Origin of the sequence: Ochrobactrum teleogrylli, from assembly GCF_006376685.1 — a bacterium.
In the GTDB taxonomy this organism is placed as follows: Bacteria; Pseudomonadota; Alphaproteobacteria; order Rhizobiales; family Rhizobiaceae; genus Brucella; species Brucella teleogrylli.
In genome coordinates, this window is sequence record NZ_VEWL01000004.1 from 89,057 (window position 1) to 103,187 (window position 14,131).

Here is a 14,131-nt window from a genome sequence, read left to right on the forward strand (position 1 = left end):
ATGAAACAATTGCTGAAACAGCGGGAACTCCTGCTCCTCGTCATCATCGCGCTTCTGGTGGGCCTGTTCGCCAGCCGCGCGCCGGGCTTTGCCAGCGTCGGCAATCTGGCGGGTATTTTCAACGACACGTCGATCCTGATTATCATCGCGCTCGGCCAGATGGCGGTTATCCTGACCAAATCCATCGATCTGTCGGTCGCGGCCAATCTGGCGTTCACTGGCATGGCCGTGGCGATGCTGAACGCGACCTATCCCGGCCTGCCGCTGGTGCTGCTGATCGTGCTCGCCATCGGCATTGGCGCTGTTCTGGGCGCGATCAACGGCATTCTCGTCTGGAAGCTCAACATTCCGGCGATTGTCGTCACGCTTGGCACGCTCACCATCTATCGCGGCATGGCCTTTGTGCTGTCCGGCGGCGCATGGGTGAATGCGCACCAGATGACAGCGCCCTTTCTCAACACGCCACGCACGCCTTTTCTCGGCCTGCCGCTCCTCGGCTGGACGGCAATCCTGATCGTCGCGCTCGTCTATGTGCTGCTGACGCGGACATTTTTCGGACGCGCCCTTTATGCGTCCGGCGGCAATCCGACCGCGGCCGTCTATACCGGCATCGATGTGGGTCGCACGCGCTTCTTCGCCTTCGTGCTTTCGGGCGCGCTCGCCGGGCTTTGCGGCTATCTCTGGGTGTCGCGCTATGCCGTCGCCTATGTGGATGTCGCCGCCGGTTTCGAACTCGACAGCGTTGCGGCCTGCGTCATCGGCGGCATCTCGACGCTTGGCGGCATCGGCACGGTGGCCGGTGCGGTGCTGGGCGCGCTGTTTCTTGGCGTCATCAAGAACGCTTTGCCGGTCATCGACATTTCGCCCTTCTGGCAGATGGCGATCTCCGGTTCCGTGATCATTCTGGCAGTGATTTTCAATGCGCGGCAGGAAAAGCGGCGCGGGCGGATCATCTTGCGCGATAAGGCCGCGAAGACTTATGAGGAGGTAGCGGTATGAGCGAGACTGGTACGAACGACAAGCGCCGTCACATTCCAGACCGCCTAGGCACGCCCTTCTCGCGCATCTTCGCCAGCTGGGAAATGCTGCTGCTTGGCGTAGCGATTGCGATCTTCATTGCGAATTCCTTCGCCTCGCCCTATTTCCTCGATGCGTGGAACCTCTCCGACGCCACGTTCAACTTCACCGAAAAGGCGTTGATCGCCTTTGCGATGACGCTGCTCATCATTTCCGGTGAAATCGACCTTTCGGTCGCCGCGATCATTGCACTGTCCTCGACCGCAATGGGCGCGGCTGCGCAGGCGGGCGTCGGCACGCCGGGTCTGGTCGCCATCGGCATCGGCACCGGCCTTGTCTGCGGTGCCATCAATGGCGGGCTGGTGGCCGGATTGAAGCTGCCATCTATCGTCGTGACCATCGGCACGATGAGCCTTTTCCGCGGTATTTCCTATATCGTGCTCGGCGATCAGGCCTTTGGCGGCTATCCGGAAAGCTTTGCCTATTTCGGACAGGGCTATGTGTTCTGGGTAATCTCGTTCGAATTTGCGCTGTTCGTTCTGTTCGCTGTGCTGTTTGGCGTTCTGCTGCATGCCACCAGCTTCGGACGCCGTGTCTATGCCATCGGCAACAATGAATTCGCGGCGCGCTTTTCTGGTATTCCGGTTGAAAAAACCAAATTCGTGCTTTTCCTGATGACCGGCGTGATGAGCGGCATCGCTGCCGTCTGCCTGACCTCGCGCCTCGGCTCCACGCGCCCCTCGATTGCACAAGGCTGGGAGCTCGAAATCGTCACCATGGTCGTACTGGGCGGCGTATCGATCCTCGGCGGATCAGGCACCATTGTCGGCGTGGTGATTGCCGCTATCGTGATGGGCCTCGTGACCTTCGGCCTCGGCCTTCTCAATGTGCCGGGCATCGTCATGTCGATCTTCATCGGCCTTCTGCTGATTATCACCATTTCGCTGCCAATCCTGATCCGACAGTTCAGAGCGAGGCGCACGGCATGACGACGGAACGCTATGCATTTCGCATGACGCTCAATCCCGGCATGGAGGCGGAATATCGCCGCCGCCATGACGAAATCTGGCCGGAGCTGGTCGAACTTCTGCACACGGCAGGCGTGTCGGACTATGCCATCTATCTCGATGAAGAAACCAATAGCCTGTTTGGCGTGCTGACGCGCAGCGCCGGTCACGGCATGGCCGCCCTGCCCGACCATCCAGTGATGAAAAAATGGTGGGCGCACATGGCCGATATCATGGCTACATACCCCGATAATTCGCCGGTTTCTATCGATCTCAAGCCAGTGTTTCACATGTCATGAAGCGCATCGCCATTCTCGATATCGGCAAGACCAATGCCAAAGTCGTCATACTCGATGCGGCAGGCGGCGAGGAAATTGCCGCGCGCCGCATGCCGAACACTGTACTTCGCGACGGCCCCTATCCGCATTATGATATCGAGGCGCTGTGGCGCTTCTTTCTGGCAAGTCTCACGGAATTTGCGCGGGAGCCGGGTTTCGATGCCATTTCCATCACCACGCATGGCGCATCAGCGGCCCTTGTCGATAGAGACGGCACGCTGGCAATGCCGGTACTCGACTATGAGCTTGAATATCCAGCCGAGATTCGTGCCGCCTATGCAGCCATAAAACCGGACTTTCGCGATACTTTTTCGCCGACCTTGTCGCTTGGCCTCAATCTCGGTGCGCAGCTTCACTATCTGAAAACGGCCTTCCCCGCCGATTTTGCGCGCACACATTTCATATTCACGTATCCGCAATACTGGGCCTGGCGTCTGACCGGCATTGCCGCGTCAGAAGTCACGTCGCTTGGCTGTCACACGGATTTGTGGCTACCGAAGCAATCTGCTTTTTCGGCGCTTGTCGACCGTCTGGACATTCGCGAAAAATTCCCGCCGCTGCGCTCCGCCTTCGACGCGCTTGGGCCTCTGTTGCCAGCGATCGCGATGGAAATAGGACTGCCCTTGCCCGTTACGGTACATTGCGGCATTCATGATTCCAATGCTTCGCTGCTCGCCCATCTGATGGATCGCAAAGGCGCGTTTTCGGTGGTTTCGACAGGCACTTGGGTGGTGAGCTTTGCCGTGAGCGGCAATCTCGACCAGCTGGACCCGACGCGCGATACGCTCGCCAATGTCGATGCCTATGGCCGCGCCGTCCCTTCGGCGCGTTATATGGGCGGACGTGAATTCGATCTGATGACCGAAGGGCTGCAAAGACCCTCCCCCGCCGAATATGACGCGCTTACCGGGCAGGTGCTGCATCGCGGGATCATGGCCCTGCCTTCCGCCGTTCCGAACTGTGGCCCTTTCCCCAACACGCATCTGCGTTGGCGCAATGCGGATCAGGCGAGCGATGCCGAACGTTATGCTGCCGCGTGCGTCTATGCCGCGCTGATGACGGAAAGCTGCCTTGGCCTGCTGGGTGCTAGGGGGCCTATTGTGGTCGAAGGCCCTTTTTCCGATAATGCTATTTATCTGAAAGCATTGGCGAATTTCTCGGGACGCGAGGTTGAAGCCATTGCCGGATCGACGGGAACGGCCACCGGTGCCGGGCTTCTGGCGGGTGCGACGCCGAAGGAAAAGCACGGCAGAACCTATCAGCCGGATAATGACGCTTCCGGCAATGTCTATGCCGCTTATCGCGCGCAATGGCTGGAAGCCGTCACGCCGCAACCAGCGCACTGACCGGCAACGCCCACTCCCAAAAAGTTGTCACGTGATTGTGAAATCGCGGGCCGCTATAGCCGAGCTAGGCGGCAATGCGGACCAGCCGGTGGAGCAAAACCCGCTTTTTCTACAGGCCAAGGCCAAGCTCGATGAAGCCCAGCGCCAGCTTGATGACGCGACTGTTCGTGCGCCCTTCGACGGCATCGTCACCAATGTGAACAGCTTGCAGGTCGGCTCCTATCTGCAAGCCGCGCAACAGGCATTTTCGCTGGTTTCGTCCGATCATCTCTGGATCACCGCCAATCCGAAGGAAACCGAACTGACCGGGATCGAACCCGGCCAGCCTGTGACGATCTCGGTCGATACCTATCCCGATGCCCTCTGGGAGGGCAAAGTCGCCAGCATCAGCCCGGCTTCGGGTTCCAGCTTCTCGCTGCTACCGGCGCAAAACACGTCTGGCAACTGGGTCAAGGTCGTGCAGCGCATCCCCATGCGCGTCAGCATCGACAATAAGAATGGCCAACCGCCGCTGCGTGTCGGCATGAGCGTGAATGTGGAAGTCGATACCGGTCATCCGCGCGGTCTGCCGCGCTTCATTACCAATCTCTTCGGTGGTGGAAACCATGTCTAACGTCGCCATTTCCGGCGCGTCCATCGTCGCACATCGCGGCGCGATCACTGCTTGCGTCATTCTCGCGGTCATCATGCAGGCGCTGGATACGACGATTGCCAATGTCGCTCTGCCCTATATTCAGGGCAGCGTTTCGGCAAGCGCCGACCAGATCAACTGGGTGTTGACCTCCTATATTGTGGCGGCTGCGATCATGACGCCACCGTCCGGCTTTCTGGCCGCCAAATTCGGTCGCAAGCGCGTGTTGCTGGCGGCTATTGCGGGCTTCGTGCTGGCCTCCGTCCTGTGCGGGCTTGCACAATCCCTGCCGCAGATTGTCGGTTTCCGGCTGTTGCAGGGCCTGTTCGGCGCTTCGCTGGTACCGCTGTCGCAAGGCATTCTGCTCGATATCTATACGCTGGAAGAACGTGGCTCCGCCATGGCACTTTTCGGCGTTTCGGTGATGGTCGGCCCGGTTTTGGGGCCTGTCATTGGCGGCTGGCTGACTGACAATATGAGCTGGCGCTGGGTTTTCTACATCAATGTGCCGATTGGTGCGCTGGCTTTTGGTGGCATCATGGTCTTTGTGTCTGAAACCCGGATAGACCGGACGGCGCGTCTCGACTGGACCGGCTTCGGCCTGCTCAGTCTTGCCATTGCCTCACTGCAATTGTTTCTCGACCGCGGCGAGCAGATGGACTGGTTTTCATCGAGCGAAATCGTCATCGAATCGCTGGTTTGCGCGGCAGCCCTTTACTTGCTTGTGGTGCACACATTCACGGCAGAAAATTCTTTCGTCAAACCGCAGCTGTTTCTCGACCGCAATTTTGCGGTGAGTATGCTCTTCATCTTCATCATCGGCGTGACCTATCTGGCATCGCTGGCGCTGATGACGCCATATCTCCAGACCTTGATGGGCTATCCGGTGACGACAGCCGGCATCGTGATGGGACCGCGCGGCATGGGCACCATGGCTTGCATGTTTCTGGTCGGCAAGCTGATTGGCCGTATGGATTCACGTTATCTACTTTTGACCGGTCTCGGACTGACGGCCTGGGCCATGTATGAAATGACGGGCTGGACGCCCGATGTTTCGCAGTGGACCATTGTGCGGGTTGGTTTCATTCAGGGCGCAGGTCTGGGCTTCCTGTTCGTGCCCCTGACCACGATTGCCTTTTCCACCCTCCCCGCGCATCTGCGCGGCGACGGCACCGGCCTGTATAATCTGTCCCGCAACATCGGATCGAGCGTCGGCATATCGATTGTTGCAGCGCTGCTGACGGAAAATGTGCAGGCCAACCACGCCGCTATCAGCGCCTATGTCACGCCGTTCAATCATAATTTCGATGGCGCTGTCGTTTCGCAATATCTCAATCCGACAACAGCTGCCGGACGGGCGCTTCTGGACAATATCGTCACCGAACAGGCGACAATCATTTCTTATATCGATGATTTCAAGCTTTTGATGCTCATGTCGCTTCTGGCGATGCCGCTCGTTCTTCTGCTTCGCAAGCCAAAGGTTGCACAGGAAGTCGATCACAGCATCGCCATGGAATGAGACGAACGCTTACAGCTTGGCGAACTCGATATAGAAATCGTGGACGCCGGAGGCCAGAAACTGCACGGCAATGCAGGTCAGGAGAAAGCCCATGATCTTGGTGATCGCCTGCATGCCGTGATCGCCGAGCATTCTTTCGAGGAACGTTGCCGATGACAGCGCCGCATAAGCGATGCTGACCGTCAGCAGAATGGCCACGATCACGATAATATGGCCGATGATGGTGTGTTCGGCGGGAATTTGCGAACCAAAACTCATCACCACGGCAATCGACCCCGGACCCGCAAGGCTGGGCATGGCAAGTGGCGAAAACGAATAATCGATTTCCGCCTTCTTGATCTCGGAAGGCTCGACATTGACCTCCGACGAGGTGTCTTCACCAGAGAAGATCATTCGCAGCGCCAGGATCATGATGATGATGCCGCCTGCGACTCGGATGCCCGGAAGCGATATATTGAACAGCGCGATGATCCCCTGCCCCAGCAGCAGAAATGCCGTCAGGATCGAGAACGCGTAGATGCAGGCTTTGACAGCCTGTCTGCGCTTGCTTTCCACGCTCATCCGCTTGGTCAAAGCCATATAGAGCGGAATTGTCGTGAGCGGGTTCATGATCGGCAGAAGACCGATGAAAACGATGGAAACATATTTGATGAAATCGATAGTCAAATTCACTGCACGGATACTCCGTTCTGAAATATTACGGTTGTCGGATGAGAGCCCTTACTTGGCTATTTGACCTACTCGTCAGTGGCCAGTCTTGGAATAAAGCGCGGCGTCTTCTGGTTTTGTAACGCGAAAGTCAGGACCTGAAACAGAACCGCCGTGGACCAGCCGAAGAGCAAGACGCCATTCATTGCGGTCATCGGACCCATGAGATGCCAGCGCGCGAGCGGAACTATATCTCCATAGCCGAGTGAGGTAAAATTCACGAACGCAAAATAGAGCGCGTCTGCCCCGGCGGGTATGGCGAGAACCATAGTATAGGACGCCGACCATATAATGATTTCGATGACCTGTGTTGCCAGCAAAACCGACGCGGCAACCGACATTGTGGATATCAGCGCCAACATAGCGTATTTCCGCAGGGATTTATGGATAAGTCGCGTCGTCCTGATAACCAGGATCGTTGCTAAAGCATGCAGAACAACATTGATCAGACCTATGGAGCTTCCAAACGCAAGTTGTTGAAATATTAGGAACATATAATATCTTCCTTTGTTTCCTTGTCTTGCGTAGCACTACGCACTTTCGGTATCGATTACTCTCCTTTTTCGCCTCTTAGAAACGCTATATTTGATAAATTTGCTGTTACTGCCTATTGGGCGCGGCGTTGTGCATTCAGCGCGGCCAGCATCATCGGCTTGATCGAGAAACCACTGTCCGCAGCCTTTTCCGTCAATATGCGCAGATAACCGCCTGCCGATCGAATCTGATCATAACGCTGAAGAATATAGGCAATTGCGATAGCCGTATTATAATTTCCAAGCGTCTTTTTAGCCAGCTCATAGAGCTTGGCGTCAATCCCGATGAAACTGCGTACGGTCTCTGCTGCATCGATCAATCCATGCCATTGGCGGATCGGGCTCGATGAATAGGCTTCGATCTCTGGACAGGCGCGCAAAACCATATCGAGCGAGACCGTCGGTTCTGGCTGTGCCTTGTCAGTTATCATCTGGTGCTGGTCGAATTGCGAAACGCTGTCCTTTTCAAAATAGGAATCTGGATTCGATTCAATTTGCTGCCGCTCATTGTGAGACTCATTGCCGCTCAAATTTTCGGTATTTTGATGAATATTCAACAGCTTATCGATTTCGACCGAAAGTGTCTCCATTGCGGCGACCAAAAGAGCCAGCTCATCGCGTTCCGCACGACGCGGAATCGTATCGACAATGGCCCGAAAGCGCTGGTTGATCGCTGACCAATCCCCGGAAAGGTTTTCGGTCATGGCAAACTCAATCAGCTTGGCGATGTCGCGACGCATTAAGGTCAAGCGTTCACGTTGCTCGCGCAATGCAGCCTTCTCGGACCTCACCTGTTCAGCGGAGGTTTCGAGTTCTTCGGCGCGCAACAGCAAAGGAGCGAGCGAAAAGCCGAATGCAATCTGCAACTCGCCGCCTTTAGCCCGACGCGCATAACGCTTGCCGTTCGGGCTGTCCTGACGCGTGATGAAACCGGCATCGACCAGCGCGCCGAGATGACGCCGCAATGTAGCGTCCGCCATGCCATGGGCACGCAACGCCAATTGCTTGTTGGATGGAAAGACGATCAGGCCTTCATTGGCTTTGAGATGATTGTCCGGATGAAAGGACAGCAATGCTGACAGAACCGCCAGTGAGCGATCATTCAACCCATAAATCGTCTTTGCTTCGCACAGCCAGCGATGCAGCTGCCACTTATCGACGGCAAGGTCTTGCGGCATTTGTCGTGCATTGCGTTGCGCTGCCAACAAGGCAGCCGTCATCGGTCGACTGCCAAACGGCGTCGAAGCCAAATGCATCTCCATTTTCTTCCACCTTCCACAAGGCAAAAGAAATCCACCCGCCGAAAAGACGCTTAAGACACTTGACAGTGATTCGTGGATTTGCGATTCTCTAGCTGCTAAACCAATGAGAAGGGCTTCCACGCGGCGACGTTTGGGGGCCTTTTTCTTTTGCTATCTCGTTCCTTTTCGCTTGAGCGATTTTCCAACCGGATTGTTGGCTATCACTCATCTCTTCAATTTAACGCCTGCATAACCCGCAAAACCGTTTCGGAGTTTCGCTGGAAATGCCCTTGATCGTTTCGATACAGATACGCAGATAATCGTACTCAGACACTGGACCGGGCTGCGGAAACCGCTTTCCAATCCGAAAGCTTGTTACTTCTCTTCGTTCTGGAAGGACGCATAAAGCGTATCCAGATTACGCGAGAGCCATTCGGCAAAGCGAGGCCCATTGGCTGCACCAAGAGCCAGCGTTGCCGATTTGCCGTTCTGTTTGATTGTGGCGCTGACGGACTTGTCCGAAGCGGTCCATGTCGCACCGGGGCGCAAAGCGGCCTTGGTGACGGACTTCTTCTGACGGGCGCCCTTCAGATAACCGTAAAGCTGTTCGAAGCGATCAGCCGACGTTGCTGCCTTGAATGCAGCGGTCGCCATCAGTTCTTCTGCAGCGTCTTGTTTGCCGGGAATTTCGATCAGCTTACGCAGTTCAAGCCAGCGATCACGACCAATGCCCTTGGCAGGACCGATGGCCAGAAGAATGGCTTCTGGTATGGCCTTCGGAATGGTCAGCATCTTCGACAGGGTTTGATAGTCGATGGTCAAAGCGGCCTGAATAGCCTCACGCTCAAAGCCAAGCGCTTCTAGACGTGCCGCAAACAAAACCCGTTCGATGAAGCTGAGATTGGCGCGCGCCGAGTTTTCTTGGCCCTGGCTCAGAATATGTTCCAGATCGGCAAGCGGCTTGATAACGGCTTTGACCTTGAGGCCCAGCTCGCGCGCAACACGGGCACGGCGATGGCCAAAGACGATCATATAACGGTCGCTGGTCTCAGGATGCGGACGCACCAGAATAGGGCTGTCCTGGCCACGCTCGCGAATGGCTTCGAGAAGCTCCTGATATTCCTGATCGTCGGCTTCAGGCAGACGGTCGGCAACAAAGGACGCATCAAGATTGTTGGGATCAAGCTCAACGACAGTTTCGCCATCCAGCCTTTGTGAAGCCTGCTTGGCGAGTTCATCAATCGAAGCGGAAAGCGATTTGGCAGCGCCGAACCGGCGCGATATGGCATCGACCGGCTGGGAAGGCTGTTCCGCCGCCGGTTCGTTCCGCATCACGCTGTCAAATATGTTCTTCCGTGCCATTCTCTATTCCTCAAACCGGTCAGAGACCTGATTTTATTGCGTATTTGCCGTTTTAGACGGCAGTCTAACGCCCCCATGCTTCGTGGATAAGCCCGCGGATCTCCGAATTGACCGCTTCCATGGCTTCCATCGCGCGGTCATAAGTGCCGCGGTTCATGGATGAACGTTCGACTTCGTAAAGCGTTTGCTTTGTCAGGCCGGCATCCGAAATCGCCGTCGATTTCAGCATCTGATGCTTGAGCATATGCGGCGCCAACATGCTCTGCATGAAACCGACCATCTGGGCCTGCGGTATGTCGGTCGGTTCATAACGAGTAATCAGATAGCGGAACCAGTCGAGTTGCACCGCCCCGCCCGCCTGCCGCACAGTCTTGAGAATATCGCCGAGCATCAGAAGAAACTGCGACATCGACATAAGGTCGAGCATCTGCGGATGAACCGTGATCAATACCGATGTTGCAGCGGACAGCGCCGTCAGCGTCAGATAGCCAAGCTGGGGAGGGCAGTCGATAACGACCACATCGTAGGAATCATCGACTTCGGCCAGAGCCGTCGCGATGCGGTTCCAGAACATCTTGCCCTCGCCGCCATTCTGCATGGCCAAAGGCGTGTCATATTCATATTCCTGCAACTCCAGCATGGCCGGAATAATATCGAGACCGGGAAAGTTCGTCCGGCGAATGACATCGCGGATGGGCTTCTTTTCGGAATCGTAACGAATGGCTTCGTAAAGCGACGGGAATTCATCCAGCTCTGGCTGGATACCGTGCAGTGCCGATAAAGAGGCCTGCGGATCGAGATCGATGGCAAGCACACGATGACCGGTCAAGGCGAGATGCTGCGCCAGATGCGCGGCAGTCGTGGTCTTGCCGGAGCCGCCCTTGAAATTCACAACGCCGATGACCTGAAGCTTTTCATGGCCACGGCGATGCGGAACATAACGCTTCACTTCGGCGCGACCATTCTGGTCAAGCCACAAACGCAGTTCATGCAGTTGGTCCACGCTATAGGCGCGGCGTCCACCTGTCAGTATAGTCGGCTCGACGCCTTTGCCCTCAAGGTGTAGCTTCTTCAGATTGCTGGGGGAGACGCCAAGGAAATATGCAGCTTCGGCCATAGAAAACTGACGCAGATTCTTCCGCGCATCCGGTGGGAAGTTTTCATGGCGCAGCAGATTGAGCTTGCGAGAGATTTCTCTCCCCTGCGTCAATATCATGTCGTCAAACGACACTGCTGCTGTTGAATTTGCGATATTCATTGACTTGGGATCCCTAGTGACGGCATCGGAACTAATACCGCCTAAATACCGTCATTATGTCCGATTCTTCTTGTATCGCAAGGGCTGCCCGAATTAACAAAGGGTTAGCAGGCAATTAAAAATTACGAAGAATTTTATCCTTTCGAATCAAATTGCTTTATCGAATTGTTTTTAAAGACTTTTATTGGAATTAGACGGCAGTCTATCATTGCATGCGGCATGCTGGCGACCGCAGGTGGAGTCATTTATTGCCATCGTCCACGCTTTTAGGCGGGGATGGATGACCGAATCGTCATGTGCGCCTTGGCGTCCGGTTGTCCGGTTCATATCCGGCAGGACGCGCCCCGCACAACGGTGTGGAAATGAAGTGACCAGCGCCAAAAGGGCAGGGCGCCTCAACCAAATTGCTCCTGCAACGGGAACTGGATTTTTCTCGGAAAAGCTGTTCAACTGTTCCGATGCACGATTCGAGTTTTCAGTCGAGTTTCACTCGCCCTTTCGCAAGGAACGATGATTTTTGTGCTTTTTGGTTGTGAGCTGTAGATTTTTTAACTTCTTCACGCTACCATCCAAAGCATCGCCAGAGAGATTCCTTTTTAGAGCGCCTAGCTCGTCTCAGCGGTAAATTCCCCCCTTTAGATCGGGTTTTGAACTAGTCGCGCTAGGAAAACCTAACGCGAAATTAGCTTTCATATGCGATAAAATCTTGTTTATTCTCATTGCATTGAAATTTTCCATTCCGCGGACGAAACGACCGGTTTTTTAACCGCTTTTGCCACGCCGTCGAAGCGGGCCTTTGTGGGCCTCCGATCACAAATGCAAAACCGTTATATGCGCGTCATCTAGCTTGCTTATGGAAACCTGACACTTTGTAGGAAGGGATTTCCAACATGCGCAAGCTTTTGCTCGCTCTCGCGTCCGCAACAATTTTGAGCGGCGCCGCCAATGCCGCCGATATCTATCCGCTCGACAGGGCCACGATTCTGGTCGGCTCGCCATTCGATTTCAAAGTGGAACTCGACAAGGTGGTGAAGCCGGAAGAGGTCAAGGTAACCGTCAACGGCAAGGATTACGAAACGGTATTTGGCGCCAAGGCCGAATTCGTTGCGGAAGAAAAAGGGAGCGAGGACAAGGTTCTCGGCTCAGCGCTCATCCTGCGCGATCTGAAAATCGCGGAGCCGGGCGCCTATAAGGTTGAAATCTCGGCTGGCGACGAGACGAAGGCCGTCACCTGGGATGTGTACCCGACCGCGACAGAAGCGAAAGCCAAGAACATCATCTTCCTGGTGGCCGATGGTCTTTCGGTCGCGCATCGCACCGGCGCGCGCATCATGTCCAAGGGCATGGCGGGTGGCAAGGCCAATGGCCGTCTCAATATGGATGATGTTCCGCCGGTTGCCTTTATCGGCACGTCATCGACCCATTCGATTGCGACCGACAGCGCCAACACCATGTCGGCTTACATGACCGGCCACAAAGCGCGGGTGAACGCACTTGGCGTTTATGCTGACCGCACTCCGGCGAGTCAGGATGACCCGCAGGTCGAAACAATCGGCGAAGCGCTACGCCGCCAGACGAAAAAATCCATCGGCATCGTTTCCACGTCAGAAGTCGAAGATGCAACGCCTGCCGCGCTGGTTTCCCACACGCGCAAGCGTTCCGACAAGGCAGACATTGTCGGCATGTTCTACGATGTGAAGCCCGATGTGCTTCTGGGCGGCGGTGCGGCCTATTTCCTGAGCAAGGATGTGCCGGGTTCCAAGCGCAAGGACGACAAGGATTATATCCAGCTGTTCCGTGACGCAGGTTATGCCATCGTTACCGACAAGAACGAGCTGGCCGCTTCCGGGCAGTCCAACCAGCAGAACCTGCTTGGCCTGTTTCACACCGGCAATATGGATGTGACGCTGGATCGCGACTTTCTGAAGAAGGGCACTGTCGACAAGTTCCCGAACCAGCCGGGCCTGGTCGACATGACCAAGGCGGCACTCGACAAGCTCTCCAAGAACCCGGAAGGCTTCTTCCTGATGGTGGAAGGCGCTTCGATCGACAAGATGAGCCATCCGCTCGATTGGGAGCGGGCGCTGGTCGATACGATCGAGTTCGACAAGGCTGTCGGTGTGGCGCAGGAATTCGCCAAGAATAACCCGGATACGCTGATCGTCGTGACCGGCGACCACACTCATGGCGTGGCGATTATCGGTACGGTCGATGATGACAAGCCGGGCGATGAAATGCGCGCCAAGGTTGGCACCTATGATGCGGCTGGTTTCCCGAACTATGAGGACAAGGACGGAGACGGCTATCCGGATCGCGTGGACGTTTCGCGCCGCCTGTTCATGGCTGCGAATAACGGCCCGGATCATTATGAAACCTTCCGGCCGAAGCTGGATGATCCGTTCGTTCCGGCCATCAAAAACGAAAAGGGCGAGTATGTCGCCAATGAAGCCTATAAGGATGTGCCGGGCGCGGTCTTCGTGCAGGGCAACATCCCGAAAGACGAGGATACCGGCGTTCACGCGGTAGATGATATCGTGCTTCAGGCGACGGGCCCCGGCTCCGAAGGGCTGCGCGGCTATATGGAACAGAGCGATGTGTATCGCGTCCTTGCCGATGCTTTTGCTCTTGGCAAGCCGAAGTCCGAATAGGAAGACTTATCCTGAAACAGGGCAGGCGGCTCGCGCCGCTTGTCCGCAATTGATGGAGCGTCCGATGTTCAACCGGAACCATCTTAGCCGCCGACAAGTGATGCTTGGCGCACTGGCCATGCCGCTGGCGACAGCTATCCCGCAGGCGCGGGCTGCCGAGCAACTCGGCTTCAACAATCTCTATAAGAGCTTCGGCGTGCTGGGCCTTGAGTTTTCTGATCAGGTCAAACAGTCCGCTGGAAAGCAGGTTGCCATCAGCGGCTTCATGGCACCGCCCTTGAAGGCGGAAGCCAATTTCTTCGTGCTGACCGAGATACCAATGTCGATCTGCCCGTTCTGCTCGTCGGATTCCGACTGGCCGGACAATATCGTCGTGGTCTATCTCGCGGCGAAGCAGACTTTCGTGCAGTTCAACGCGCCGATCCTCACGCGCGGCACGCTGGAATATGGGTCGTGGACCGATCCTGAAACGGGATTTGTTAGCCAGCTACGCATGCGCGATGCTTCCTTCACAACGGTCTGA

Annotated in this window: 12 protein-coding genes and 1 pseudogene; 8 read left to right on the forward strand and 5 right to left on the reverse strand. The window is 56.0% G+C overall.

Annotated elements, in window-relative coordinates; genetic code table 11:
• The 6 genes and pseudogenes from FIC94_RS08905 to FIC94_RS08930 all read left to right on the forward strand — a co-directional run bounded on the left by FIC94_RS08905 (nt 1) and on the right by FIC94_RS08930 (nt 5,858).
• Nucleotides 1-999: an ABC transporter permease gene (locus FIC94_RS08905; protein ID WP_140024613.1), complete on the forward strand. Its 999-nt coding sequence runs from the start codon at nt 1-3 to the stop codon at nt 997-999.
• Nucleotides 996-2,006, forward strand: coding sequence for an ABC transporter permease (locus FIC94_RS08910; RefSeq protein ID WP_140024614.1), 1,011 nt, complete (start codon nt 996-998; stop codon nt 2,004-2,006). The genes FIC94_RS08905 and FIC94_RS08910 overlap by 4 nt, the downstream gene beginning before the upstream one ends.
• Nucleotides 2,003-2,323, forward strand: coding sequence for an L-rhamnose mutarotase (gene rhaM, locus FIC94_RS08915; protein WP_140024615.1), 321 nt, complete (start codon nt 2,003-2,005; stop codon nt 2,321-2,323). The genes FIC94_RS08910 and rhaM overlap by 4 nt, the downstream gene beginning before the upstream one ends.
• Nucleotides 2,320-3,708: an FGGY-family carbohydrate kinase gene (locus tag FIC94_RS08920; protein WP_140024616.1), complete on the forward strand. Its 1,389-nt coding sequence runs from the start codon at nt 2,320-2,322 to the stop codon at nt 3,706-3,708. Before rhaM ends, FIC94_RS08920 begins: the two co-directional genes overlap by 4 nt.
• A 34-nt stretch (nt 3,709-3,742) precedes the next feature.
• A pseudogene (locus tag FIC94_RS08925) lies at nt 3,743-4,321 on the forward strand (HlyD family secretion protein); the annotation flags it as partial.
• Nucleotides 4,314-5,858, forward strand: a complete 1,545-nt coding sequence (locus tag FIC94_RS08930; RefSeq protein WP_121538402.1) for a DHA2 family efflux MFS transporter permease subunit — start codon at nt 4,314-4,316, stop codon at nt 5,856-5,858. The pseudogene FIC94_RS08925 and the gene FIC94_RS08930, both read left to right, overlap by 8 nt.
• A gap of 9 nt (nt 5,859-5,867) precedes the next feature.
• Here the strand turns inward: FIC94_RS08930 and FIC94_RS08935 are convergent, their stop codons facing one another.
• The 5 genes from FIC94_RS08935 to repA form a co-directional block, all read right to left on the reverse strand.
• Nucleotides 5,868-6,530 (reverse strand): MarC family NAAT transporter, encoded by a 663-nt coding sequence (locus FIC94_RS08935; RefSeq protein WP_140024618.1) that lies wholly within the window; start codon nt 6,528-6,530, stop codon nt 5,868-5,870.
• A 65-nt stretch (nt 6,531-6,595) separates the two neighbouring features.
• On the reverse strand, nt 6,596-6,928 hold the full coding sequence (locus tag FIC94_RS08940) for a potassium channel family protein (protein ID WP_235858967.1): 333 nt from the start codon (nt 6,926-6,928) through the stop codon (nt 6,596-6,598).
• 245 nt (nt 6,929-7,173) lie between these two features.
• Entirely contained in the window at nt 7,174-8,361 is a 1,188-nt protein-coding gene (gene repC / locus FIC94_RS08945) for a plasmid replication protein RepC (RefSeq protein ID WP_140024755.1), read from the reverse strand.
• A gap of 354 nt (nt 8,362-8,715) precedes the next feature.
• Nucleotides 8,716-9,702: a plasmid partitioning protein RepB gene (repB, locus tag FIC94_RS08950; protein WP_140024620.1), complete on the reverse strand. Its 987-nt coding sequence runs from the start codon at nt 9,700-9,702 to the stop codon at nt 8,716-8,718.
• A 64-nt stretch (nt 9,703-9,766) separates the two neighbouring features.
• On the reverse strand, nt 9,767-10,960 hold the full coding sequence (repA, locus tag FIC94_RS08955; RefSeq protein WP_140024621.1) for a plasmid partitioning protein RepA: 1,194 nt from the start codon (nt 10,958-10,960) through the stop codon (nt 9,767-9,769).
• An 890-nt stretch (nt 10,961-11,850) separates the two neighbouring features.
• Here repA and FIC94_RS08960 point away from each other — a divergent pair.
• Nucleotides 11,851-13,608, forward strand: coding sequence for an alkaline phosphatase (locus FIC94_RS08960; RefSeq protein ID WP_140024622.1), 1,758 nt, complete (start codon nt 11,851-11,853; stop codon nt 13,606-13,608).
• 64 nt (nt 13,609-13,672) lie between these two features.
• Entirely contained in the window at nt 13,673-14,131 is a 459-nt protein-coding gene (locus FIC94_RS08965; RefSeq protein ID WP_121538412.1) for a hypothetical protein, read from the forward strand.

Bases quoted from the DNA above. Each gene is read 5' to 3' on its own strand.
- FIC94_RS08905 (WP_140024613.1), top strand. From the start codon at position 1: ATGAAACAATTGCTGAAACAGCGGGAACTCCTGCTCCTCGTCATCATC.
- FIC94_RS08910 (WP_140024614.1), top strand. From the start codon at position 996: ATGAGCGAGACTGGTACGAACGACAAGCGCCGTCACATTCCAGACCGC.
- rhaM (WP_140024615.1), top strand. From the start codon at position 2,003: ATGACGACGGAACGCTATGCATTTCGCATGACGCTCAATCCCGGCATG.
- FIC94_RS08920 (WP_140024616.1), top strand. From the start codon at position 2,320: ATGAAGCGCATCGCCATTCTCGATATCGGCAAGACCAATGCCAAAGTC.
- FIC94_RS08930 (WP_121538402.1), top strand. From the start codon at position 4,314: ATGTCTAACGTCGCCATTTCCGGCGCGTCCATCGTCGCACATCGCGGC.
- FIC94_RS08940 (WP_235858967.1), bottom strand. From the start codon at position 6,928: ATGTTGGCGCTGATATCCACAATGTCGGTTGCCGCGTCGGTTTTGCTG.
- repC (WP_140024755.1), bottom strand. From the start codon at position 8,361: ATGGAGATGCATTTGGCTTCGACGCCGTTTGGCAGTCGACCGATGACG.
- repB (WP_140024620.1), bottom strand. From the start codon at position 9,702: ATGGCACGGAAGAACATATTTGACAGCGTGATGCGGAACGAACCGGCG.
- repA (WP_140024621.1), bottom strand. From the start codon at position 10,960: ATGAATATCGCAAATTCAACAGCAGCAGTGTCGTTTGACGACATGATA.
- FIC94_RS08960 (WP_140024622.1), top strand. From the start codon at position 11,851: ATGCGCAAGCTTTTGCTCGCTCTCGCGTCCGCAACAATTTTGAGCGGC.
- FIC94_RS08965 (WP_121538412.1), top strand. From the start codon at position 13,673: ATGTTCAACCGGAACCATCTTAGCCGCCGACAAGTGATGCTTGGCGCA.